Annotated in this window: 21 protein-coding genes; 10 read left to right on the top strand and 11 right to left on the bottom strand. The window is 66.2% G+C overall.

Annotated features, from left to right (window positions below):
* The 8 genes from gspN to gspG form a co-directional block, all read right to left on the bottom strand.
* Entirely contained in the window at positions 1-804 is an 804-nt protein-coding gene (gene gspN / locus BLW05_RS15895) for a type II secretion system protein N (protein ID WP_093163959.1), read from the bottom strand.
* Positions 805-806: 2 nt separating this feature from the next.
* Positions 807-1361, bottom strand: coding sequence for a type II secretion system protein GspM (gspM, locus tag BLW05_RS15890; protein WP_093163957.1), 555 nt, complete (start codon positions 1359-1361; stop codon positions 807-809).
* Complete coding sequence (gspL, locus tag BLW05_RS15885) at positions 1358-2566, bottom strand: type II secretion system protein GspL (protein ID WP_093164090.1); 1209 nt, start codon at positions 2564-2566, stop codon at positions 1358-1360. The genes gspM and gspL overlap by 4 nt, the downstream gene beginning before the upstream one ends.
* Positions 2567-2697: 131 nt before the next feature.
* Entirely contained in the window at positions 2698-3792 is a 1095-nt protein-coding gene (gene gspK, locus BLW05_RS15880; RefSeq protein ID WP_093163955.1) for a type II secretion system minor pseudopilin GspK, read from the bottom strand.
* Complete coding sequence (locus BLW05_RS15875) at positions 3789-4436, bottom strand: PulJ/GspJ family protein (protein ID WP_093163953.1); 648 nt, start codon at positions 4434-4436, stop codon at positions 3789-3791. The genes gspK and BLW05_RS15875 overlap by 4 nt, the downstream gene beginning before the upstream one ends.
* Positions 4436-4801 carry a type II secretion system minor pseudopilin GspI gene (gene gspI / locus BLW05_RS15870; RefSeq protein ID WP_093163951.1) on the bottom strand — a complete coding sequence of 122 codons (366 nt, stop codon included), beginning with the start codon at positions 4799-4801 and terminating at the stop codon, positions 4436-4438. Before gspI ends, BLW05_RS15875 begins: the two co-directional genes overlap by 1 nt.
* Positions 4798-5301, bottom strand: a complete 504-nt coding sequence (locus BLW05_RS15865) for a pilus assembly FimT family protein (protein ID WP_093163949.1) — start codon at positions 5299-5301, stop codon at positions 4798-4800. The genes gspI and BLW05_RS15865 overlap by 4 nt, the downstream gene beginning before the upstream one ends.
* Complete coding sequence (gspG, locus tag BLW05_RS15860; protein WP_093163947.1) at positions 5276-5716, bottom strand: type II secretion system major pseudopilin GspG; 441 nt, start codon at positions 5714-5716, stop codon at positions 5276-5278. Before gspG ends, BLW05_RS15865 begins: the two co-directional genes overlap by 26 nt.
* Before the next feature lie 68 nt (positions 5717-5784).
* Between gspG and BLW05_RS15855 the strand changes: the two genes are divergently transcribed.
* On the top strand, positions 5785-6447 hold the full coding sequence (locus tag BLW05_RS15855; RefSeq protein WP_093163945.1) for a type II secretion system protein N: 663 nt from the start codon (positions 5785-5787) through the stop codon (positions 6445-6447).
* A 10-nt stretch (positions 6448-6457) separates the two neighbouring features.
* Here the strand turns inward: BLW05_RS15855 and ilvA are convergent, their stop codons facing one another.
* A complete protein-coding gene (gene ilvA / locus BLW05_RS15850; protein WP_093163943.1) occupies positions 6458-8023 on the bottom strand; it encodes a threonine ammonia-lyase, biosynthetic in 1566 nt (521 codons plus the stop codon).
* A 261-nt stretch (positions 8024-8284) separates the two neighbouring features.
* Here ilvA and BLW05_RS15845 point away from each other — a divergent pair, with 261 nt between their 5' ends.
* Positions 8285-8734 carry an OsmC family protein gene (locus BLW05_RS15845; RefSeq protein ID WP_093163941.1) on the top strand — a complete coding sequence of 150 codons (450 nt, stop codon included), beginning with the start codon at positions 8285-8287 and terminating at the stop codon, positions 8732-8734.
* 33 nt (positions 8735-8767) lie between these two features.
* Here BLW05_RS15845 and coq7 read toward each other — a convergent pair whose 3' ends face one another.
* On the bottom strand, positions 8768-9397 hold the full coding sequence (coq7, locus tag BLW05_RS15840; protein WP_093163939.1) for a 2-polyprenyl-3-methyl-6-methoxy-1,4-benzoquinone monooxygenase: 630 nt from the start codon (positions 9395-9397) through the stop codon (positions 8768-8770).
* 282 nt (positions 9398-9679) lie between these two features.
* Between coq7 and BLW05_RS15835 the strand changes: the two genes are divergently transcribed.
* From BLW05_RS15835 to BLW05_RS15805, 7 genes are all read left to right on the top strand, one after another.
* A complete protein-coding gene (locus tag BLW05_RS15835; protein WP_093163938.1) occupies positions 9680-10984 on the top strand; it encodes a porin in 1305 nt (434 codons plus the stop codon).
* 172 nt (positions 10985-11156) lie between these two features.
* On the top strand, positions 11157-12137 hold the full coding sequence (locus tag BLW05_RS15830; protein ID WP_093163936.1) for an ABC transporter permease: 981 nt from the start codon (positions 11157-11159) through the stop codon (positions 12135-12137).
* Positions 12137-13390 (top strand): M20 aminoacylase family protein, encoded by a 1254-nt coding sequence (locus BLW05_RS15825; protein WP_093163934.1) that lies wholly within the window; start codon positions 12137-12139, stop codon positions 13388-13390. The genes BLW05_RS15830 and BLW05_RS15825 overlap by 1 nt, the downstream gene beginning before the upstream one ends.
* A 28-nt stretch (positions 13391-13418) precedes the next feature.
* Positions 13419-15011, top strand: a complete 1593-nt coding sequence (locus tag BLW05_RS15820; RefSeq protein WP_093163932.1) for an ABC transporter substrate-binding protein — start codon at positions 13419-13421, stop codon at positions 15009-15011.
* Positions 15012-15165: 154 nt separating this feature from the next.
* Entirely contained in the window at positions 15166-16077 is a 912-nt protein-coding gene (locus tag BLW05_RS15815) for an ABC transporter permease (RefSeq protein WP_093163930.1), read from the top strand.
* A gap of 16 nt (positions 16078-16093) precedes the next feature.
* The gene (locus BLW05_RS15810) at positions 16094-17077 is read left to right on the top strand and encodes an ABC transporter ATP-binding protein (protein WP_093163928.1); all 984 of its coding nucleotides are present in this window, start codon (positions 16094-16096) and stop codon (positions 17075-17077) included.
* Positions 17074-18066: an ABC transporter ATP-binding protein gene (locus tag BLW05_RS15805; protein WP_093163926.1), complete on the top strand. Its 993-nt coding sequence runs from the start codon at positions 17074-17076 to the stop codon at positions 18064-18066. The genes BLW05_RS15810 and BLW05_RS15805 overlap by 4 nt, the downstream gene beginning before the upstream one ends.
* Before the next feature lies 1 nt (position 18067).
* Here the strand turns inward: BLW05_RS15805 and zwf are convergent, their stop codons facing one another.
* Positions 18068-19537: a glucose-6-phosphate dehydrogenase gene (zwf, locus tag BLW05_RS15800; protein ID WP_093163925.1), complete on the bottom strand. Its 1470-nt coding sequence runs from the start codon at positions 19535-19537 to the stop codon at positions 18068-18070.
* Positions 19538-19674: 137 nt separating this feature from the next.
* Here zwf and BLW05_RS15795 point away from each other — a divergent pair, with 137 nt between their 5' ends.
* On the top strand, positions 19675-20706 hold the full coding sequence (locus tag BLW05_RS15795; protein ID WP_093163923.1) for an ABC transporter substrate-binding protein: 1032 nt from the start codon (positions 19675-19677) through the stop codon (positions 20704-20706).
* Positions 20707-20709 lie beyond the last annotated feature (3 nt).

Here is a 20709-nt window from a genome sequence, read left to right as displayed (position 1 = left end):
TCATCCCAGTGTGATGAGCGAGCGTGCGCCTTCGCGTCGCCCGATGATGTTCAACAGATTCGAGAGTGCGTCTTCGCGGCCTGGCGCGGCGCTGGCCTCGCCGTCGAAGTGCAGTGCGCTGCCATTCCATCGGCCGCTGCCGCTGAGCTGCAGGCCGCTGCCCTCGCGGGTGGTCAGGAGCAGGCTCGGCGACGGGCCGCCCTCGAGGGCCACCCGGTAACTGCCCATGGGCTTCAGGGTCGAGAGACTCGAGGAAATGTCGGTCGCGTCGAGGACCGCGCGGCCTGCGAGTGCGAGTTGAGGGCCGTTCCAGCGCAGGCTGAAGGCCTGCATCGAGACGTCCATGGTGCCGTCGAGCTTGAGCGTGTTCCAGGGGGCGCCAAAGCCGGTCAGCAGTGCGGCAGGCCAGCGCGACTGACCGTCGCGCCATGCGAGTTCGAGCCCTCCGGGACGCGGCCGCGCGCTGAACTCCAGCGGCTTGGCGGCGCAGCACGGCAGGTCGAGTGCTGCAGTGACGCCGTCCCAGCGTGGGCGCAGCGTCCAGCCGAGCGTGCCCGGCAGCGAGATCGCCTCGGCGCCGCCCGCGCCGCTCGAGAACACCAGTCCCGCGGTGCCGGTCCAGACCGTGCCGCGCGCGTTGACCAGCTTCAGGTGACCGTTGCTCCACTGGGACAGCCCGGCCGCCAGCCAGCGTGCCGGCGCGAAGAAGGCGAGCGCGAAGATGACCCCGACCAGCCCGCCGAGTGCCGCCCAGCGCCAGCCGGAGGCGCCGTCGGAGTTTTGGGCGGGGCGTCGTGCGGCCATGGTCAGCGTGCCGGCAGGCTCATGACGAGGGTGCCATCCCAGCGCGAGCCCGAAGGCTCGGCGCCCGCGGAACCCGTGGTGCCCGGCGACTTGCCGCCTTGCTGCGTGTTGCGCGTCAGGTGGACCTCGCGCGGAACCGCCCGGGCATTGCTGCGCACTTGCGTAAACCATTGCGCCAGCGTTTCGGCGGATGCGCCGCGCACCGCGATGGTCGCGCCTTCGCCGACGCCCGCGGATTGCAGCTGCCCCGTGCCGCGCAAGTCCTCGCGCACCGAGGTTTCGAGGCTGCGCATGGCGTCGTCGCGGCTTGCGCGCGGTTGCGATTGCAGGGCCTTGGCCTGCGTCCGCAGGTTCATCATGTTCTGCAGTTGCGCATCGAGCTGCGCATGTTCGGCAGGGGCGGAAGACAGCGTGCGCAGTGCCGGCGCAAGGCCGATCCACCAGAACAGGGCAACCGCCACCAGCGCACCGGCGGCGATGACCAGGCGCTGCTCGCGCGCGCCCAGTTCAGGCCACCAGGCCTGCCAGCGGGCTTCGAGGGTCTGGGTCCACTTCATCGCGTCGCCTCCGCCTGCACGAGCAGGAGATCGCCTTCGCTGCGCGCGCTGTAGCCGCGCGAAGACAGCGCCGAGGTCACGCTGGTCAGTTCGGATGGCTGCAAGCCCAGGCCGCGCAGGCGAAGCTGGCCGCCGCCGAAATCGATGGCCGTCGGCACGCGCCCGCGCGGCAGGCTTGCCGAGAGCGCACCCAGCATGGGTTCGAAATCGCCGGCGGTGACGCCGCCGGTCGCCTGCTGCAGCGCCGCGACTTCGCGCGACATCTGGACCGGGGCATCGACCACGAGCTGCACCGAGGGAAAGGTCTGCGTGAGCACGTTGCGCACCGCAGCGCGCTTGGCTTCGAGCGCGCTGCGCTCCTTCCAGGCCCATGCGTTGAGACCGACGAGCTGCGCCAGCACCAGCACCGCCGCACCCCAGCGCGCCGCGCGCCACCGGCGGCCGCGCCACAGTTCGCGCGAGATCGCCGCGAGCTTCTTGCTCGCACGGGCGCGTCCGGTGGAGGCGAGATCGAATTGCGCGAGGTCCCAGGGCGACTCGCTGGCCTGGAGCCAGCGCTCCGCCGGCTTGACGATCGGCACGCGCTGGCCGAGGACGCTTTCGGCCAGCTCGGAGACCGCGGGTTCGGCCAGCGCGCTGGTGCCGGGCGCAAGCGTGCCCGCTACCGCGAGGCCCGCGCTGTCGAAGGGCAGCGTCGCCACGCCATCAGGACCGGTGATCACGCAGACCGCCGCGTCGGGCTCGCCGACGACGAAGAGCATCGAGGGACCGTCCGCGGGCGCGGGGGCGAATTCGGGAATGATGCGCGTCACGCGGCGGCCGGCCGCTTCCAGGGCCTGGACGGCACTGCGCAGCCAGATCCGGCTGCAGGCCGCCACCCAGACCGGGGCGCCGACGTGCGCGCCGGGCTCCAGCGCGAAATGCAGGGATTCAGGATCGTCGAGGAGGTGGTCCTCGAGCAGGCCGTTGAGCACGGAGCGCAGCCGGGCGCCGCCGCTCATGCTGCCCTGTGGCAGCGTGACCTGGTGCCAGGAAAGCGCCGCGATCGGCACCCCGAGCACGACTTCATCGCCGGGCGGCAACAGCGCTGCGGGCGCAGTCCCCTGGGCATGCAGCTTGCGCCCGTCGCTGGACCAATCCGCCCAGCCGTATTCGGCGGTCGCCGAACCGGATGTGAGAGGAATAGTTACAAGCAGCACGGTTATGGAGGGAGAAAAAGGGTCGTCATTGTAGGTGCGGGACGACAATTGCCGCTACAGATTTGATAGCGTCCCATACAGGAGCTACGGGCGTTGCAAATATTCTTGACCCAATCAACGCCAGGTGGACTCAGCCGTCAGGATTTCGGCGGCAGGACCGTGGCGCCGGCGCCACGCTCCCGCCACACGATGCGGACATCGAGGTTGTCTCTCTGGAGCAGGGTTCGCTCCTCGACCCAGGCGTTGTCGAGCCGCAGGCGGGCCTGTACTTCGAAGTAGCTGGTGGCCACGCTGTACTGGTTGGTGTCGGTGAACTGCGTGGAGCTTTCCTGTACCAGCGCACTGGCATCGGCCGGGCTTCGGAAATAGCTTCGGGCGCGGCGCTCGACCAGCCGCTTGGCGCTGGCCATGTCGAGTTTTGGCGCACTCGCGTAGATTGCCTCGGCGCTGGCGGTGTTGAGGTTGAGCGGCGTTTTCACCGGAAGCACCGTCACGTACGGCTCCAGCGCCGCCGCGGTCGACGACGACAGGCCGAGCCAGACCAGCTGGTAGGTGTGCTGGGGCATCAGCGGCCCGGTGCCCGGGCTGTTGCTCGCGGTCGTGGTGCCAGTCGTGCCGGTCGTTGACGTCGTGGAAGCCGACCCGGTCGAGGTGGTCGAAGTCGTTCCCGTTGTCGTGGTGCTGGCCGTTCCCGTGCTGCTGGTGCTCGTGGCCGCGGCCGGTGGCAATGCGCGCTGCAGGTTGCTGACGAGCACGCTGACCTCGCCGGCCGGCAAATCCAGCAACTGGAAGAGCCTGGTGAACGCGGTGACGGCCGATTCCACCGGCTTGCCGCCGTCGACCAGGTTCAGCACGTTGAGCTTGGATTGCGCGTCGATGATCTGGCCCGAAAGAAAGGCATCCGGCAGCCCCTCGAGCGCGTCGCTGGAAATGTTCTTGTCGGCCGCCAGGAAGCTCGACAGCTTGGCCTCCGCCAGCGGGACGGCCCACGGTTCGGCGAGATGGTCGGCGCCGCCGGAGGCGGAACTGGCGCGCGCGTCTTCGCGCAGGATCAGCCGCGACCAGTCCAGCGCCCCGATCAGGATCCAGCCCGACTGCACGCGCGCGCGCTCGGCGCCTTCGATTTCCGTGGAGCGCCATTGCTGCCAGAGCGCGGCCGCCGCGAAGGTCGCGACCAGCGTCACGGTGAGCATGGCGGTCAACAGGGCCGCGCCGCGCTGGGTTCGCTTCATGACTTGGGCACGGTGACGGAAGGGCGCACCCAGTCGCGCGTGATCGTGCCCGACAGCGGTGCACCCTGGGGAATGCTGATGACCAGCCTGACGCCGTCAGGCAAGGGAGTGCTGGTGCCGAGCGCTTCGGCGCTGACCGCCGGGCTCCAGGTGTCGTTCCGGAAGTAGTAGACGCGCCATTCGGCGAGCGGCAGCAGGTCGACCTGGGCGTCGCCCGCGTCGGTGGAACTGCCCTGCGCCCACGCCGCTGCGCGATCCCATGCCTGCTGCCACTCGGGCTGGGTGGTGAATCCCGGCGATTGCCAGCGGCGCCACCGGGTACCCGTCGCCGGGTCCGTCAGCAGCGTCCAGGCCACGACATGGATGCGCGGCGTGTTGCCATCGGTGCTGCGGCGGGTCATGCGCAGCACGCGGCCATCCCAGTCGATGGCGCTGATCCGCGACAGCGCCACCGTGGCATCGAGGTCGGCGCCCCATTGGGTCAGGGCGGTCTGCAGGGTGAGCACCGCATCCCCGCGCTCGCGGTTCTGTGCCTGTGCGCGGGCCATGCCGTCGAGGCCGCGCCAGCTCATGATCGCGAGCAGCGACATGACCGCGATTGCGACCAGCAGCTCGATGAGCGTGAAGCCGTGCGAGCGACGCATCAGTAGCGCCCCACGACGGTTGAAATGCGCAGCACCGGCGCCTGGTCCACATCCACCACCTGCACGTCCACGCGGCGGAAGTTGGGGTTCAGCGTGGCGGTGGTCGAGACGGTGACGCCGAATGTGGCTTCTGCCTGCACGCAGGTGGAGCCGGCGTCGCCGACCGCGGGCAGCTGCTTGGCGAGGCGGGTCTTGATGAGCTCGTTCTCGGCGCAGATCTGGGCCAGCATCACATCGGACTGGCGCTGTGCATTGCGGGTGAGTGCCATGCTCGCCTGCGTGCCCGCGGCGAGCGCAATCGCGACGATGCCCAGCGCGACCAGCACCTCGATCAGCGTGAAGCCGGCCTGACGCACGCGTTTCATGGCGTCATCACCGTGAACGGCCGCAGGCCATCGGTGCCGACGATCAGGCTGCGGTTGGGCAGCGTCTCGGAGGTCAGCAGCACCTGTTGGGATGGAATGATCGGATCGGGCCCGAGCTGCAGCGCCGGCATCGCCACCCGGCCCGCCGTCATCGGCTGGGCCGCGATGCCTTCGTTGAGCCACATGGTCGGCAGCGTGCCGACGGGCAGGCCGTCGAAGGCGAAGTTGCCGGGCCCTTCGGGCGTCGGCCGCCAGCGCACGACGATGCCGCTCGCACGCGATTGCGCGCGCGCCGATTCGAGCAGGGCTGCGAGCCTTTCCGCTTCGCGATCGAGCGCGGCCTGGGCGGAATCGCGCATCGCGAAGCTCACGCCCGCGGTAGCGACCGCGATGATCGCAATCACGACCAGCAGCTCGAGCAGCGTGAACCCGCGACCTGCGCGGCGTACCCGCTGGAAAGGTCGCCAGCCGCGCCTACTGCCAACTGCCGATGTCGGCATTCTTGCCCTCGCCGCCGGGCTGGCCGTCGGCGCCGAGCGAAAGCACGTCGACCTCGCCCTTGATGCCCGGATTCATGAACTGGTAGGGGTGGCCCCATGGGTCGTTGGGCAGCTTGTCGATATAGGGCTTCCAGTTGGGCGCCGCCGGCCCGGTGGTCGGGCGCGCGACCAGTGCCTGCAGCCCTTGCTCCGCGGTCGGGTAGCGCTGGTTGTCCAGCCGGTAGAGCTTGAGCGCCTGCATCAGGTTGTTGATGTCGGTCTTGGCTGCGGTCACGCGTGCGTCGTCCGCGCGTTCGATGACGTTGGGAACGATCAGTGCAGCGAGCACGCCGATGATGACCAGCACCACCATCAGTTCGATCAGCGTGAAGCCGCGCTGCAGGGTGCGTGAAATGGAGCGGTGGGAGAGGGGCATGGATTTGAATGAGAAACCCGTGGGGGAGGGCGGCGCTCGCCGTGTTCGCTGAATGATAATCCGGCCTTATGTCAGTCCCTTACGCACCTGCCCGATGGCCCGCAGCCACTGCGACAGCCGGTATCTGGGCGCTCGCGGCAGCGAGCGTCGTGTTCTGGGGCCTGAGATTGACGGCGCCCTCCGACGCAGTTGCACCGCCTGCTGTCGTCAAGGCCCCGCTGGAGCCCGATCCGGCGGCCGTGGCGCAGATGCTGGGCGCTGTTTCGAACCAGCCCGTGGCCGCCACACCCGAGGCGGCAAGTCGCTTCGCGCTGCTCGGCGTGGTCGCGGATGCGGACCAGCAGGGCGCAGCGCTCATCGCGGTCGATGGAAAGCCTGCGCGCCCGTTCAAGGTCGGTGCCAAGGTGGTTGACGGATTCGTGCTTCAGTCCGTGACGACGCGCGGGGCCGCGCTCGGCCCAAGCGCTGATGGCAAGGCGGCCTTGACGCTGCAACTGCCGACGCGGCCTTTGGCGATGCCGTCGCCGTCGCGGCCGCTCCAGCCGCCGCTGCAGCCAGCTCTGGCGGCTCCACCTCAGCCCGCCGCGGTGGCGCCGACGCAACCGGCTGTGGCAGCACCGCCGTCACCGGCGGGTGCGCCGCCCGCCATCACGGCCCCACCGCCGTTCCCGCCGAATTTCCCCACGCCAGGCGTCGCGCCGGTGATGGCGCCGCCGGCCGAGCCGAGTTGAGCGCGCCAGCTCAGGCCTGCAGGAACAGTCGGTACGCGGGGTTCTGGGTTTCCTCGACGAAGGGGTAGCCCAGCGTCTGGAGGAATTCGTCGAAGGCCGCGTTGTCGGTCGCAGGAACCTGCAGTCCGACGAGGATGCGCCCGTAATCGGCGCCCTGGTTTCGGTAGTGGAAGAGGCTGATGTTCCAGTTCGGCCGCAGCAGGCTCAGGAACTTCAGCAGGGCGCCGGGTCGCTCCGGGAACACGAACCGCAACAGCCGCTCGTCGTGCGCGAGGCCCGTGCGACCGCCGACGAGGTGACGGATGTGCTCCTTCGCGAGCTCGTCGTGCGTGAGGTCGATGGCGCCAAAGCCGTGCGCCACGAAGGTATCCGCGATCGTCTTCGATTCGCCCCGCGCTGTGGTGGTCAGCCCGACGAAGACGTGCGCTTCCTTCGAGTCGCTGATGCGGTAGTTGAACTCGGTGACGTTGCGCGAAGCGCCCGGCAACTGCCCGACTAGTTCGCAGAAGCGGCGAAAGCTGCCGCGTTCCTCGGGAATGGTGACCGCAAACAGCGCCTCGCGCTCCTCGCCGACCTCCGCGCGCTCCGCGACGAAGCGCAGCCGGTCGAAATTCATGTTGGCGCCGCACAGGATGGCGGCGTAGGTCTCGCCACGCGTGCCGCGCTCCTCGACATATTGCTTGATCGCGGCGACAGCGAGCGCGCCCGCGGGTTCGACGATGCTGCGGGTGTCGATGAAGATGTCCTTGATGGCGGCGCAAACGGCGTCGGTATCGACGGCGATGTATTCATCGACCAGTCCCGATGCCAGCCGGAAGGTCTCCTCGCCGACCAGCTTGACCGCAGTGCCGTCGGAGAAGAGGCCCACGTCGGGAAGCGCCACACGTTCTTTCGCGGCGACCGACTGGATCATGGCGTCCGAATCGTTCATCTGGACGCCGATCACCTTGATCTCCGGCCGCAGCGCCTTGATGTAGCTGGCCACGCCCGCGATGAGGCCGCCACCGCCGATCGCGACGAAGACCGCGTCGAGCGGCCCCTGGTGCTGGCGGAGGATCTCCATGGCGATCGTGCCCTGCCCCGCGATGACGTCCGGATCGTCGAAGGGATGGACGAAGGTCAGGCCATGCGCCTTCTGCTGCTCGAGGGCATAGACGTAGGCGTCCGAGTAGCTGTCGCCATGCAGATGCACCTCGCCGCCGAGTGCGCGCACCGCATCGATCTTCAATTGAGGCGTCGTGACCGGCATCACGACCACCGCGCGGGCGCCGAGCTTTCTGGCGCCCAGCGCCACGCCCTGGGCATGATTGCCCGCCGAGGCGCAGATCACGCCGTTTGCGAGTTGCTCGGGGCTCAGGTGCGCCATCTTGTTGTAGGCGCCGCGCAGCTTGAAGCTGAAGACGGGCTGCTGGTCTTCGCGCTTGAGCAGCACCGTGTTGCCGAGCCTTGCGCTCAGCGCGCGCGCCGGCTCGAGCGCGGATTCGACAGCCACGTCGTAGACGCGCGCGGTGAGGATGCGCTTGAGGTAGTCGGCGGGGGTGAGCGTCTGGGCTGGCGGATTCGGGTTGCTGGACATAGGGCCGCGATCATAGGCCTCTCGTCCGCGGCCGGTTGCGCCAAGAAAAAAGCCCCGGGCCTTGCGGCTCGGGGCTAAATCCACCAATTGGGAGGGTGGAGGAGACAACCGGTGCACACGCCTTCGTGTGCGATGAAATAAAGTATATCGACTGTTTGTTGCATTGCAACAAGCGAGTGACGCTTTTCGAACACAAATTCACGCCGCCGTACGAATTTTCTGTTTTTGCGTGCGGTCGTGGACCCTTTGGAGCCAGTGAAGATGGAATGTACTGTGAGTTGGACCGGAAATGCCGGCGCGCGATCGGCGATGGGCTTCATTGCCGAGACCGGGACCGGCCATGTCCTGATGATGGATGGTGCGCCCGACGCGGCAAAGCCCGAGAACGGTGGTCAGAACCTGGCACCGCGCCCCATGGAGACGCTCCTTGCGGGCACGGGCGGATGCACCGCGTATGACGTCGTGCTGATCCTCAAGCGCGGCCGGCATCAAGTCGAACGCTGCAGCGTCAAGCTCACCAGCGAGCGCGCAGAGAAGGACCCCAAGGTCTTCACCAAGATCCACATGCACTTCACCGTGGCGGGCAAAGGCATTCCGGCCGCCGCGGTGGAGCGCGCCATTGCCTTGAGCCACGACACTTATTGCTCGGCCAGCGTGATGCTGGGAAAGACGGCCGAGATCACGACCAGTTTCGATCTGATCGACTTGTAAAGAGAGGACGTCCCTCGCGAGCCGTCAGACCCGTCAGATGCGGTGGGCGACGGTCGTCATCACCTTGGCCGCTGCGCGCATCAGCATCTTGGCCGGCGGCGGTAGTTCCTTGGCGCCTGCACTCCATGCTTGACTGGCATGGCGCGCTTCATCCAACTTCATCTGGTCGATCACGGCCCGCGATGCCGTATCGCCGGTGGGCAATCGGTCTAGATGGCCGTCGAGATGGGCTTCCACCTGTCGCTCGGTCTCGGCGACGAATCCCAGGCTGAGCGCGTCGCCGAGCCGCCCTGCAACCAGACCGAGGCCGAACGCGCCGATGTACCAGACCGGATTCAGCACGGACGGGCGCGAACCCAACTCGTCCAGTCTCTGCTGCGTCCACGCGAGATGGTCGGTCTCCTCGCGCGCGGCATCGTTGAAATGCATGCGCAGCGCGGGATCCCGGGTCACCGCGGCCTGCGCGGTATAGAGCGCCTGCGCGCAGACTTCTCCCACATGGTTGACGCGCATGAGCGCGCCGGCCTCGCGGCGCTCGGCATCGGTCAATGCGCCGGGCGGCGTGTCCGGCGATGGTGTCGGCCGCGTCGCGTGCGGCGTGGCGAAAAGGGTGCGCAGTGCCGCGTCTGCCACCGACAGGACGGAGTCGAGCGATCGGTTCATCGGGCAATTGGAACCGATCTACAAAAGGACACAAATCGTGCGGGCCAGGTTTTGCATTGCGGTACGCCACGGGTTCGAGATGCTTTGTTGCAGTCGTGCAACGAAACGTCGAGCCCAGCCGACATTTCGGGCGATTTGTTTTGCCCTTGCGAAGCGGCTCTGGTGCAATAGCGTCAACTTCCCAAAAGGAGGTTGGCCCGGGGTCCGGTGGGTGCACAGAAGTGCCAGTCACGGTGAGCCCTTCGCACCGGAGCCCTATGTTTAACCTTGGAGAAACTTGCAATGAAAAAATCTCTAGTCGCCCTGGCTGCTCTGGCTGTTGCCGGCGTTGCTTCGGCCCAGTCGTCCGTGACGCTGTTCGGCGTGGTCGACGCTGCTTTCAGCGGCTACCAGAACAAGTCGGAAAATATCTTCGGCCAAGAAGTCAAGGTTCAGAAGAACCAACTGACGAACTCCGGCTACAACAGCAGCCGTCTTGGCTTCCGTGGCACGGAAGATCTGGGTGGCGGTCTGGCTGCTAGCTTCTGGCTCGAAGCCGGTCTGTCGAACGACGACGGCAACACGGGCGGCAACATCGCGAATTCGGGCTCGACCGTGACCGGTCTCTTCAACCGCCGTTCGACGGTGAGCCTGTCGGGCGCATTCGGTGAAGTCCGCCTCGGCCGTGACTACACCCCGACCTTCTGGAATGACACCGTGTTCGATCCGTTCGGCACCAACGGCGTTGGTACGAACCTGATCTTCACGGCCAACGGCGGCTTCGGTGGTTCCAATTCTCCGACGGGCTTCCAAGCGAACAATATGTATGTTCGCGCCAGCAACTCGGTGGGCTACTTCCTGCCGCCGAACCTGGGTGGCTTCTATGGCCAGGTCATGTACGCGTTCAACGAAGCGACGAAGTACGACAACGCTGCTCTGACGCCTGACGTTGCGAACACCCAGCGCGCTGGTCGTTACGTCGGTGGCCGCTTCGGCTACGCGAACGGCCCGCTGGACGTTGCAGCTGCCTACGGCGAAGCCACGAACTCGGACAACTTCTTCGCTGGCACGACGAGCACGCTTCAGTCCTTCAACCTCGGCGCTTCGTACGACTTCGGCGTCGTGAAGCTGTTCGGCGAGTACTCGCACGCCAAGAACAAGACCGACTACTCGAATCCGCTGGCCATCACCAACGTGTTCCAGTTCACCGATCCGGGTGCCAAGGGTTGGCTCGTTGGCGTGACCGTGCCGGTCGGCCCTGGCCTGATCCGCGCTTCGTACTCGGGCGTGAAGTACAGCGACCTGCCCCTGAGCAACGCCCAGCTGGCGCAAGCCAACCAGATCTTTGGTCTGAAGGATCCGAAGGCTGACAAGTTCGCGCTCGGCTACGTGCACAACCTGTCGAAGCGCACCGCCCTGTACGCAACCGTTGCCTACGTGAACAACAAGGACAACGAGCTGTTCACCAGCACGGGTCTGGCTACTGCCGGCAGCTTCTACGCACCGTCGGGCACCACCGCCAACAATGCGGCTGCCCAAGCTGCGATCGGTACAACGCACCCGACCAGCTCGGTCGGCTACGACCTCGGTATCCGTCACGCTTTCTGATCTGACGCTGGCTTAAGCCAGCTTCAACGGGAAGTTCTTGAAAGCCACTCGACGAAAGTCGAGTGGCTTTTTTCATTTCGGCAGTGGCATGTGCAGCCGCACCACACTGGGGAACTCCTGCATGGGCATACACCTTGCTCCTGCTAGCATCGATGAACACTTCATCTGCTGAATGATCGCTTTCGTACTGCGTCGCCTGATTCAGGCCGTGATCGTCATGGTCGCGGTTGCCTTCATCGCCTTCCTCCTTTTCCAGTACGTCGGTGATCCGGTGGTGTTCCTGCTCGGGCAGGATGCCAAGCCCGAGCAGATCCGCGAGCTGCGCGCTTCGCTGGGGCTCGACCAGCCCTTCTTCGTGCAGTTCTGGCATTTCCTCGTCAACGCATCGCAGGGCGAATTCGGCCTGAGCCTGAGGCAAGGTGCGAAGGTGTCGCGATTGATCGCAGAGCGCTTCCCGGCCACGCTCGAACTTGCGATGGTCGCTGCCGTCCTTGCGCTTGTGATCGGCGTGCCGATGGGTGTCTACGCCGCCTTGCAGCGTGGCAGCTTCATGAGCCAGGTGCTCATGACACTCTCGCTCCTCGGTGTTTCGTTGCCGCCCTTTCTGGTCGGCATCCTGCTGATCCTCGTCTTCGCGGTCTTGCTCGGATGGCTTCCGAGCTTCGGGCGCGGCGAGGTCGTTCGATTCGGCTGGTGGAGCACCGGGTTGTTGCGCGCCGACGGGTGGACGCACATCGTGTTGCCGGCGGCAACGCTCGCGATCTTTCAGCTCACGCTGATCATGCGTCTCGTCCGGTCGGAGATGCTCGAAGTGCTGCGCACCGACTACATCAAGTTCGCTCGCGCACGGGGGCTCTCCGACCGTGCGATCCACTTCGGCCATGCACTGAAGAACACCCTGGTGCCTGTGATGACCATCACGGGGCTCCAGCTCGGGGGGCTCATCGCTTTCTCGATCATCACCGAGTCGGTCTTCCAGTGGCCGGGCATGGGACTGCTGTTCATTCAGGCGGTGACCTTCGCCGACATTCCGGTGATGGCCGCTTATCTCTGCCTCATCGCACTGATCTTCGTCGTCATCAATCTCGTGGTCGATCTGCTCTATTTCGTCGTCGATCCACGCTTGCGTGTCGGCACTGCAGGAGGACACTGATGACTGAACCCCGTTTGCAAGCCTCCGGACGAGCGTTTGCGCACATCGCCCGCTTCTATCCCGAGATCACTGCGTTCCGGCGCGACCTGCATGCACATCCCGAGCTCGGCTTCGAGGAGGTCTACACCGCCGGTCGCGTGACCGAGGCGCTGCGGGCCTGCGGCGTCGACGAGATCCACACGGCCATCGGCAAGACCGGCGTGGTCGGTGTGATCCGCGGACGCTCGACCGAAAGCGGTCGCATGATCGGCCTGCGCGCCGACATGGACGCGCTTCCCATGTGCGAAGACAACGACTTCGCGTGGCGCTCGGCCAAGAACGGCCTGATGCACGGCTGTGGGCACGACGGCCACACCGCGATGCTCGTCGGCGCCGCACGCTACCTGGCAGAGACGCGCAACTTCGACGGCACCGCAGTGCTGATCTTCCAACCCGGCGAGGAGGGCTTCGCCGGCGCGCGCGTGATGATCGAAGACGGCCTGTTCGATCGCTTCCCGGTGGATTCGGTCTACGCGATGCACAACTGGCCCGGGTTGCCGGCCGGCACCGTCGGCATCAACCGCGGCGCGATGATGGCCGCGGCCGATCGCATCACGATCGAGGTCACGGGCAAGGGCGGACATGGTGCGCACGCCTATCTCACCATCGACCCGGTGGTGGTTTCGGCGCACATCATCACCGCGGTGCAGAGCATCGTGTCGCGCAATGTGCGGCCGATCGATGCGGCAGTGATCAGCGTCTGCGCGGTACAGGCCGGCGACCTCAGCGCGATGGCCGTGGTGCCGGGCAAAGCGACCCTGGTGGGTACGGTGCGCACTTTCAGCTCGCGCGTGCAGGAGCAGGTCGAGCGCCGCCTTGCCGAGCTGTGCACCGCGGTCGCTGCGGGCTTTGGCGCGACCGCGCATGTGAAGTTCGAGCGCATCTATCCGGCCACCATCAACACCGCGCCCGAGGCGCAGTTCGCGGGCGATGTCGCCCAGTCGCTGGTCGGTGCCCACAACGTCGAGCGCAACATGGAGCCCAGCATGGGTGCCGAGGATTTTTCGTTCATGCTGCAGAAGAAGAAGGGCGCCTACCTGCGCATCGGCCAGGACGCGAAGGGTGGTGCCTTCCTGCACAACAGCCGCTACGACTTCAACGATGAAATCCTGCCGCTCGGCGCCGCGCTGCATGCGGGTCTGATCGAGCAGGGCATGCCGCTGGCCGCCGAGGCCGGCAGTCCAAGAAGCAAGATGGCCCAGACGGCGTCTTGAACCTTTCCAACCCAGAGGAGTGCTTCTCATGAGTCTGAAGAAAAACGTGGTCGCCGCGGCGATCCTGTCGGTGCTGACGGCCACGAGCCTGGTGGCCGGCGCGCAAACCATTCGCATCGCGAACCAGGGGGACGCACTCTCGCTCGATCCGCACTCGCTCAACGAATCGCTGCAGCTGAGCGTGACGGCGAATGCCTACGAGCCGCTCGTGGGCCGCAACAAGGATCTGAGCCTCGCGCCGCTGCTTGCCACGAGCTGGAAGCAGACCTCGCCGAGCGTGTGGCGCTTCGAGCTGCGCAAGGGCGTGACCTTCCATGACGGCACGCCGTTCACCGCCGACGACGTGGTCTTCAGCTTTGCACGTGCCAAGGGCGACGGCTCCGACATGAAGGCCACGCTCAGCGACATCAAGGAGGTGCGCAAGGTCGGCGACCACGCGATCGAGATCGAAACCAATGGCCCGTTCCCGATCCTCCCCGACGTGATCACGCTGACGATGATCATGAGCAAGAAGTGGTGCGAGGAGAACGGCGCCGCCAAGCCGGTCGACAAGCGCAAGGGCGTCGAGAACACCGCATCCTTCAAGGCCAACGGCACCGGTCCGTTCCGCGTACGTGAACGCCAGCCCGACGTGCGTACCGTGTTCACGCGCAATCCGACCTACTGGGGCAAGATCGAAGGCAATGCGCAGGAGATCGTCTTCACGCCGATCGCCAACCCCGCGACGCGCGTCGCCGCGCTCATCTCCGGTGAAGTCGACGTGATGGAGCCGGTTCCCGTGCAGGACATCGCGCGCATCAATTCGAGCCCGAACGCCCGTGTGATCACCGGCCCCGAACTGCGCACCATCTTCCTGGGCATGGACCAGAAGCGCGACGAGCTGCTCTATTCGAACGTGAAGGGCAAGAACCCCTTCAAGGACAAGCGCGTGCGCCAGGCCTTCTACCAGGCCATCGACATCGCCGGCATCCAGCGCACCGTGATGCGCGGCGCGTCGCGACCGACCGCGTTGATGGTCGGCCCCGGCATCAACGGCTGGAGCGAGGCGCAGGACAAGCGCCTGCCCTACGACATCGACGCGGCCAAGAAGCTGCTGGCCGACGCGGGCTATCCCAACGGCTTCGAAGTGTCGATGAACTGCCCGAACGATCGTTATGTGAACGACGCGCAGATCTGCCAGGGCGTCGCTGCCGGCCTGGCACGGATCGGTGTCAAGATCAACCTCGTGGCCGAGACCAAGGGCAGCTATTTCCCGAAGGTGCTGCGCCGCGACACCAGCTTCTACATGCTCGGCTGGACGCCGACCACCTACGATTCGCACAACGCGCTGAGCTCGCTGATGGCCTGTCCGGACGACAAGGGCACCGGCCAGTTCAACCTCGGCTCGTACTGCAACCCGAAGCTTGACGAGCTGACCCGGAAGATCCAGTCCGAGACCGACAAGGCCAAGCGCGACGAGATGATCAAGGAGGCCTTCAAGATCCACTCGGACGACGTCGGCCACCTGCCGCTGCATCAGCAGTCGCTCGCTTGGGGCGTGAGCAAGAAGGTCGAGCTCACGCAACTCGCCGACAACTTCATGTTCTTCAAGTGGATGAGCATCAAGCCGCAGCAGCCTTGAGCTCACCCCCAGCCTCGCCCACTTCGTGTGGCTCTGACACCCCCTTCCGGGGGCAAGCCCAGCGGCCCGGCCAAGCCGGTTCCGCGGGCTTCCTGGGCTTGGCTGTGCCGATGTCGCGGGTCGCGTGTCGCGCGAAGCGCGGTGGAACACAACGATGAACAAGAGAATTGCCCGCTGGCTCGACAGCGACGTTGGCTACAGTTTCCGCAACTCGCCCGTGGCGATGCTTGCGGCGGTGATCGCCTTCGTCTGCATCTTCTGCGCGGTCTTCGCCAATTGGGTGTCGCCGCACGACCCCTTCAACCTTGCGGTGCTCGAACTGAGCGATGCGCGGCTGCCTCCCGCATGGAGTGCCGAAGGCACGACCAAGTACCTGCTCGGCACCGATGACCAGGGTCGCGACATCCTCTCGGCGCTGATGTATGGCGCGCGGATCTCGCTCGTGGTCGGGCTGGTGTCGGTGCTGCTCTCGCTGCTGGTCGGCGTGGTGCTCGGCCTCGCCGCGGGCTTCTTCGGCGGATGGCTCGATGCCTTCCTGATGCGGCTGTGCGACGTGATGCTGTCCTTTCCGCCGATCCTGATCGCGCTGCTGATCGCCGGCATCGGGCGCGCGCTCTTTCCCGACGCGCACGGCTCGCTCGCCTTCGGTGTTCTCATCATCTCGATCTCGCTCGCGGGCTGGGTGCAGTACGCGCGCACGGTGCGTGGATCCACGCTCGTCGAGCGCCACAAGGAATACGTGCAGGCCGCGCGCGTCACCGGCGTGCCGCCCGTGCGGATCATGTTGCGGCACGTGCTGCCCAACGTGATGGGTCCGGTGCTGGTGCTGGCGACGATTCACGTCGCCACCGCGATCATCACCGAGGCCACCTTGTCCTTCCTCGGTGTCGGCGTGCCGCCGACCTCGCCTTCGCTGGGGACGCTGATCAATACCGGGCGCGACTACCTGTTCTCCGGCGAATGGTGGATCACGGTCTTCCCGGGCCTCATGCTGGTGCTGATTGCCCTGAGCGTGAACCTCTTGGGCGACTGGCTGCGCGACGCGCTCAATCCTCGTCTGCGCTGAGCCTGGAGCCGATCGAATGAGCCTCCTTCAAGTCAGCAACCTCGTGGTCGAGTTCCCGCACCGGCACGGCACGCTGCGTGCGCTCGACGACATCTCCTTCGACATCGCGCCCGGCGAAATCCTCGGGGTGGTCGGAGAATCCGGCGCGGGCAAGTCGCTCACCGGCGCAGCCATCATTGGCCTGCTGGAGCCGCCGGGCCGCGTGGCCGGCGGCGAGATCCGCCTCGAAGGCCACCGCATCGACAACCTCGGCCACGAAGCAATGCGACACATCCGCGGCCGCAAGATCGGGGCGATCTTCCAGGACCCGCTGACCTCGCTCAACCCGCTCTACACGATCGGTCGGCAACTCACCGAGACCATTCGCACGCACCTGCCAGTCAACGAGCAGGAGGCACGGCGGCGCGCGATCGGGTTGCTGGAAGACACCGGCATCCCCGGCGCCGCGCAGCGCATCGACCACTATCCGCACCAGTTCTCCGGCGGCATGCGCCAGCGCGTGGTGATCGCCCTGGCTCTCGCGGCAGAGCCCAAGCTGATCGTGGCCGACGAGCCGACCACCGCGCTGGATGTGTCGATCCAGGCGCAGATCATCCAGTTGCTCAAGGGCATCTGCAAGGAGCGCGGCGCGGCGGTGATGCTGATCACGCACGACATGGGCGTGATCGCCGAAACCTGCGACCGCGTGGCCGTGATGTATGCGGGACGCATCGCGGAGATCGGGCCAGTGCAGGAGGTGATCCACCAGCCGGCGCATCCCTACACCTCGGGCCTGATGGCCTCGATCCCCGACATGACGATGGACCGCGAACGCCTCAACCAGATCGACGGCGCCATGCCGCGGCTCAATGCGATCCCGAGCGGCTGCGCGTTCAATCCGCGCTGCCCGCGCGTCTTCGATCGTTGCCGGATCGATCGCCCGGACCTGATGAACGCGGGCGCCACGCGGGCTGCTTGCTGGTTGCACGAGGCCGCGCCGGCCTACGGAGAAACAGCATGAGTGCATTGGTACAGGCCAACGACCTGGCCAAGAATTTCGACGTATCGCCGCCCTGGCTCAACCGGGTGCTGGAGCGCAAGCCGCGCGTGCTGCTGCGGGCTGTCGACGGCGTGAGTTTCTCGATCGAGCGCGGCAAGACGATGGCGCTGGTCGGCGAATCCGGCTGCGGCAAGAGCACGGTGGCGCGATTGCTCGTGGGCCTCTACGAGCCCTCGCGCGGCGGCATGCATTTCGACGGACAGGACGTGCATGCGGCCTACAAGAGCCCCGGGGGGCGTGTGCTGCGGCGGCGCATCCAGATGATCTTCCAGGACCCCTACGCGAGCCTCAATCCGCGCTGGACCGTCGAAGCGATCATCGGCGAGCCCTTGCGCGAGCACGGCCTCCTCAAGGAAGGCCCGGCGCTGAAGGCGCGTGTGGGCGAGCTGTTGAAGTCCGTGGGCCTGAGCCCGGCCGACATGGTGAAGTACCCGCACCAGTTTTCCGGCGGGCAGCGTCAGCGCATCTCGATCGCCCGTGCGCTGGCGACGCAGCCTGAATTCCTCGTCTGCGACGAGCCGACCTCCGCGCTCGACGTGAGCGTGCAGGCGCAGGTGCTCAACATCATGAAGGACCTGCAGCGGCAGCAGGGGCTGACCTATCTCTTCATCTCGCACAACCTCGCGGTGGTGCGGCACGTGGCGGACCAGGTGGGCGTGATGTATCTCGGGCGGCTGGTCGAGCTGGCCGACAAGCACAAGCTCTTCGAGTCGCCGCAGCACCCGTACACACGCATGCTGCTCGATGCGATTCCGCAGATGAAGCACGTCGGTCGCTCGCGCACGCCGGTGCAGGGCGAGGTGCCGAACCCATTGAATCCGCCGTCGGGTTGCACCTTCCATCCGCGCTGTCCGCTCGCCAACGAGCGCTGCAAGGCGGAACGCCCGCCGCTGCAGTCATTGCGCGGCGTGCAGGTGGCCTGCCACGCGGTCGAAGAGGGTCGGGCCTAGGCTACTGTTCCTCGCCCCAGGCGTAGCCGTCGCGGGCGATCATGGCGCTCGAGGCACTGGGGCCCCAATTGCCCGCTGCATAGGGGCGTGGCGCGCCGTCGGAGTTCCAGCTCTCGATCAGTGGCTCGACCCAGCGCCATGCCTCTTCCTGCTCGTCGCTGCGCACGAAGAGGTTCAGCCGCCCATCGATCACGTCGAGCAGCAGGCGTTCGTACGCCCCGACGCGTTCCGAGCCGAAGCGCTTGTCGAAGTCGAGATCGAGCTGCACCGGGGCGAGCTGCGGCCCCGCATGCCGGTTGCCGTTGCGCTGCCGGTTGTCCTGCGCCTGCGCGAGCATGTGGAGCTCGAGCCCGTCCTTGGGCTGAAGGTTGATGACCAGCTTGTTCACCGCGTTCGTCGGCGCGCGGAAGATCGCGTGCGGCGTCTGCCGGAAGCTGACCTCGATGCGCGCATCGCGCGACGCAAGCCGCTTGCCGGTGCGGATATAGAGCGGCACGCCGGCCCAGCGCCAGTTGGCGATCTCGGTGCGCAGCGCGACGAAGGTTTCGGTGCGGCTGTCGGGATCGACGCCGGGCTCGTCGCGATAGCCCTGCACGCGCTCGCCATAGGCGGTGCCCGCGGTGTACTGCCCGCGGATCGCATGCATTCCGATCGACTCCGCAGTCCACGGCTTGAGCGCGCGCAGCACCTTGAGCTTCTCGTCGCGGATCGCATCGGCGTGAGCGTTGATCGGCGGCTCCATGCCGACTGCGCAGACCAGTTGCAGCGCATGGTTCTGCACCATGTCACGCAGTGCGCCGGTCTGGTCGTAGAAGGCCCCGCGCTTCTCGACGCCGAGGTCTTCCGCGATCGTGATCTGGATGTTGGCGATGTGCTCGCGGCGCCAGATCGGCTCGAACAGCGCATTGCCGAAGCGCATCGCGAACAGGTTCTGAACCGAAGGCTTGCCGAGGTAGTGGTCGATGCGGAACACCTGCTGTTCGGCAAGTACCTTGCGCACCGCGCTGTTGATTGCGCGGTTGGATGCGAGGTCGTGGCCCAGCGGCTTTTCGAGCACCAGGCGCGTCTGCTCGCCGTTGAGGCCGGCGGCCGCGATCTGTTCGACCACCTGCGTGAAGAGCGCAGGCGCGGTCGCAAGGTACATCACGACCACATGGGCGTTGCGCGCTTTCAACACCTCGGCGAGTTTTTGGTAATCCGCCGGTTGCGAAAGATCCATGCGCAGGTAGTAGAGCAGGGACGCAAACTTCTTGAACTCGTCGGGCGAAGGCCGCTTGGCGCCTTCGACTGCGTTGAAACGATCCTGGATCAACTTGCGGTAGGCGTCATCGTCCAACTCGTCGCGCGCGATGCCGATGATGCGGCCGCCTTCGGGCAATGTGCCGTGCCGGAATGCCTGGAACAGCGCCGGCATCAACTTGCGCCATGCGAGGTCGCCGGTGCCGCCAAAAAGTACGAGATCGAAACTCATGGATACATCCCTAGGGTTGCGAAGGCGCGAGCATGAAGCTTGCCAGCGAATGGTACTTGTACCGATCCGGCCATTGATGACTCCGCGATAAGCTGAAGACGGCCCGCGGGGCCATTTTTGTTTTCAACGAGGACCCCATGAAGAACAAGCTCGTGCAAACCTTGCAAATGGCAACTGCAGCGGCATTGATCGGCGCTTCGGCGGGCGCATCGGCGCAGACCGTCAACGTGATCTGCTCGGTGCAGGCCGAGTGGTGCAACATGATCGCGACGGTGTACGCGCGCACCACCGGCGTCAAGCTCAACATGTCGCTCAAGGGCTCGGGCGAAGCGCTCGCGCAGCTCATCGCGGAGAAGGACAACCCGAAGACCGACGTGTGGTTCGGCGGCACCGGCGATCCGCACCTGCAGGCGGCCGAGATGGGCCTCACGCTCGAATACAAGTCGCCCACGCTGCCGCAGCTCTATCCGTGGGCACAGCAGCAGGCGCAGCAGTCGGGCTACAGGACCGTTGGCATCTACTCGGGCCCGCTGGGCTTCGGCTACAACACCGAGCTCATCCAGAAGAAGAAGCTCGCGGTGCCGCGCAGCTGGGCCGATCTGCTCAAGCCCGAATACAAGGGCGACATCCAGGTGGCCAATCCGGCATCGAGTGGCACGGCCTACACCATGATCGCGACGCTCGTTCAGTTGATGGGCGAGGACAAGGCGTTCGAATACCTCAAGGGCCTGCATCGAAACGTGGGCCAGTACACGCGCTCGGGCACCGGGCCGATCAAGGCGGTGGCGCGCGGCGAGACGGCGGTGTCGATCAGCTTCATCCACGACGCGCCGCAGGAGAAGATGCAGGGCTTCCCGGTCGAGACCACGACGCCCTCCGAAGGCACTGGCGCCGAGATCGGCTCGATGAGCATCGTGAAGGGCGCACGCAATCTCGAACAGGCGAAGAAGTTCTATGAATGGGCGCTCACGCCGCAGGCCCAGACTTTCGGTGCGGCGGCAAAGCAGTACCAGCTGCCTTCGAACAAGGCCACGCCGGTCGACCCCAACGTGCCTGACTTCAAGAAGATCAAGATGATCAACTACGACTACGCGAAGTACGGTGCGAGCGCCGAGCGCAAGCGCCTGATCGCGCGCTGGGAAAAGGACGTCAACTCGCTGCCGCGCTAGCGT

Source organism: Variovorax sp. YR216 (assembly GCF_900107745.1).
Taxonomy (GTDB): Bacteria; Pseudomonadota; Gammaproteobacteria; order Burkholderiales; family Burkholderiaceae_C; genus Variovorax.
Note: the sequence above shows the minus strand (reverse complement) of the source record. Positions and strands in the feature narration are given on the sequence as shown.

Excerpts from the sequence above, each read along its gene's own strand:
- zwf (WP_093163925.1), bottom strand. The coding sequence starts at position 19,537 with ATGAGTTTCGATCTCGTACTTTTTGGCGGCACCGGCGACCTCGCATGG.
- ilvA (WP_093163943.1), bottom strand. The coding sequence starts at position 8,023 with ATGTCCAGCAACCCGAATCCGCCAGCCCAGACGCTCACCCCCGCCGAC.
- gspN (WP_093163959.1), bottom strand. The coding sequence starts at position 804 with ATGGCCGCACGACGCCCCGCCCAAAACTCCGACGGCGCCTCCGGCTGG.
- gspM (WP_093163957.1), bottom strand. The coding sequence starts at position 1,361 with ATGAAGTGGACCCAGACCCTCGAAGCCCGCTGGCAGGCCTGGTGGCCT.
- BLW05_RS15830 (WP_093163936.1), top strand. The coding sequence starts at position 11,157 with ATGATCGCTTTCGTACTGCGTCGCCTGATTCAGGCCGTGATCGTCATG.
- gspK (WP_093163955.1), bottom strand. The coding sequence starts at position 3,792 with ATGAAGCGAACCCAGCGCGGCGCGGCCCTGTTGACCGCCATGCTCACC.
- BLW05_RS15835 (WP_093163938.1), top strand. The coding sequence starts at position 9,680 with ATGAAAAAATCTCTAGTCGCCCTGGCTGCTCTGGCTGTTGCCGGCGTT.
- BLW05_RS15875 (WP_093163953.1), bottom strand. The coding sequence starts at position 4,436 with ATGCGTCGCTCGCACGGCTTCACGCTCATCGAGCTGCTGGTCGCAATC.
- coq7 (WP_093163939.1), bottom strand. The coding sequence starts at position 9,397 with ATGAACCGATCGCTCGACTCCGTCCTGTCGGTGGCAGACGCGGCACTG.
- BLW05_RS15865 (WP_093163949.1), bottom strand. The coding sequence starts at position 5,301 with ATGCCGACATCGGCAGTTGGCAGTAGGCGCGGCTGGCGACCTTTCCAG.
- BLW05_RS15825 (WP_093163934.1), top strand. The coding sequence starts at position 12,137 with ATGACTGAACCCCGTTTGCAAGCCTCCGGACGAGCGTTTGCGCACATC.
- BLW05_RS15845 (WP_093163941.1), top strand. The coding sequence starts at position 8,285 with ATGGAATGTACTGTGAGTTGGACCGGAAATGCCGGCGCGCGATCGGCG.
- gspI (WP_093163951.1), bottom strand. The coding sequence starts at position 4,801 with ATGAAACGCGTGCGTCAGGCCGGCTTCACGCTGATCGAGGTGCTGGTC.
- BLW05_RS15795 (WP_093163923.1), top strand. The coding sequence starts at position 19,675 with ATGAAGAACAAGCTCGTGCAAACCTTGCAAATGGCAACTGCAGCGGCA.
- BLW05_RS15855 (WP_093163945.1), top strand. The coding sequence starts at position 5,785 with ATGTCAGTCCCTTACGCACCTGCCCGATGGCCCGCAGCCACTGCGACA.
- BLW05_RS15805 (WP_093163926.1), top strand. The coding sequence starts at position 17,074 with ATGAGTGCATTGGTACAGGCCAACGACCTGGCCAAGAATTTCGACGTA.
- gspG (WP_093163947.1), bottom strand. The coding sequence starts at position 5,716 with ATGCCCCTCTCCCACCGCTCCATTTCACGCACCCTGCAGCGCGGCTTC.
- BLW05_RS15815 (WP_093163930.1), top strand. The coding sequence starts at position 15,166 with ATGAACAAGAGAATTGCCCGCTGGCTCGACAGCGACGTTGGCTACAGT.
- BLW05_RS15820 (WP_093163932.1), top strand. The coding sequence starts at position 13,419 with ATGAGTCTGAAGAAAAACGTGGTCGCCGCGGCGATCCTGTCGGTGCTG.
- BLW05_RS15810 (WP_093163928.1), top strand. The coding sequence starts at position 16,094 with ATGAGCCTCCTTCAAGTCAGCAACCTCGTGGTCGAGTTCCCGCACCGG.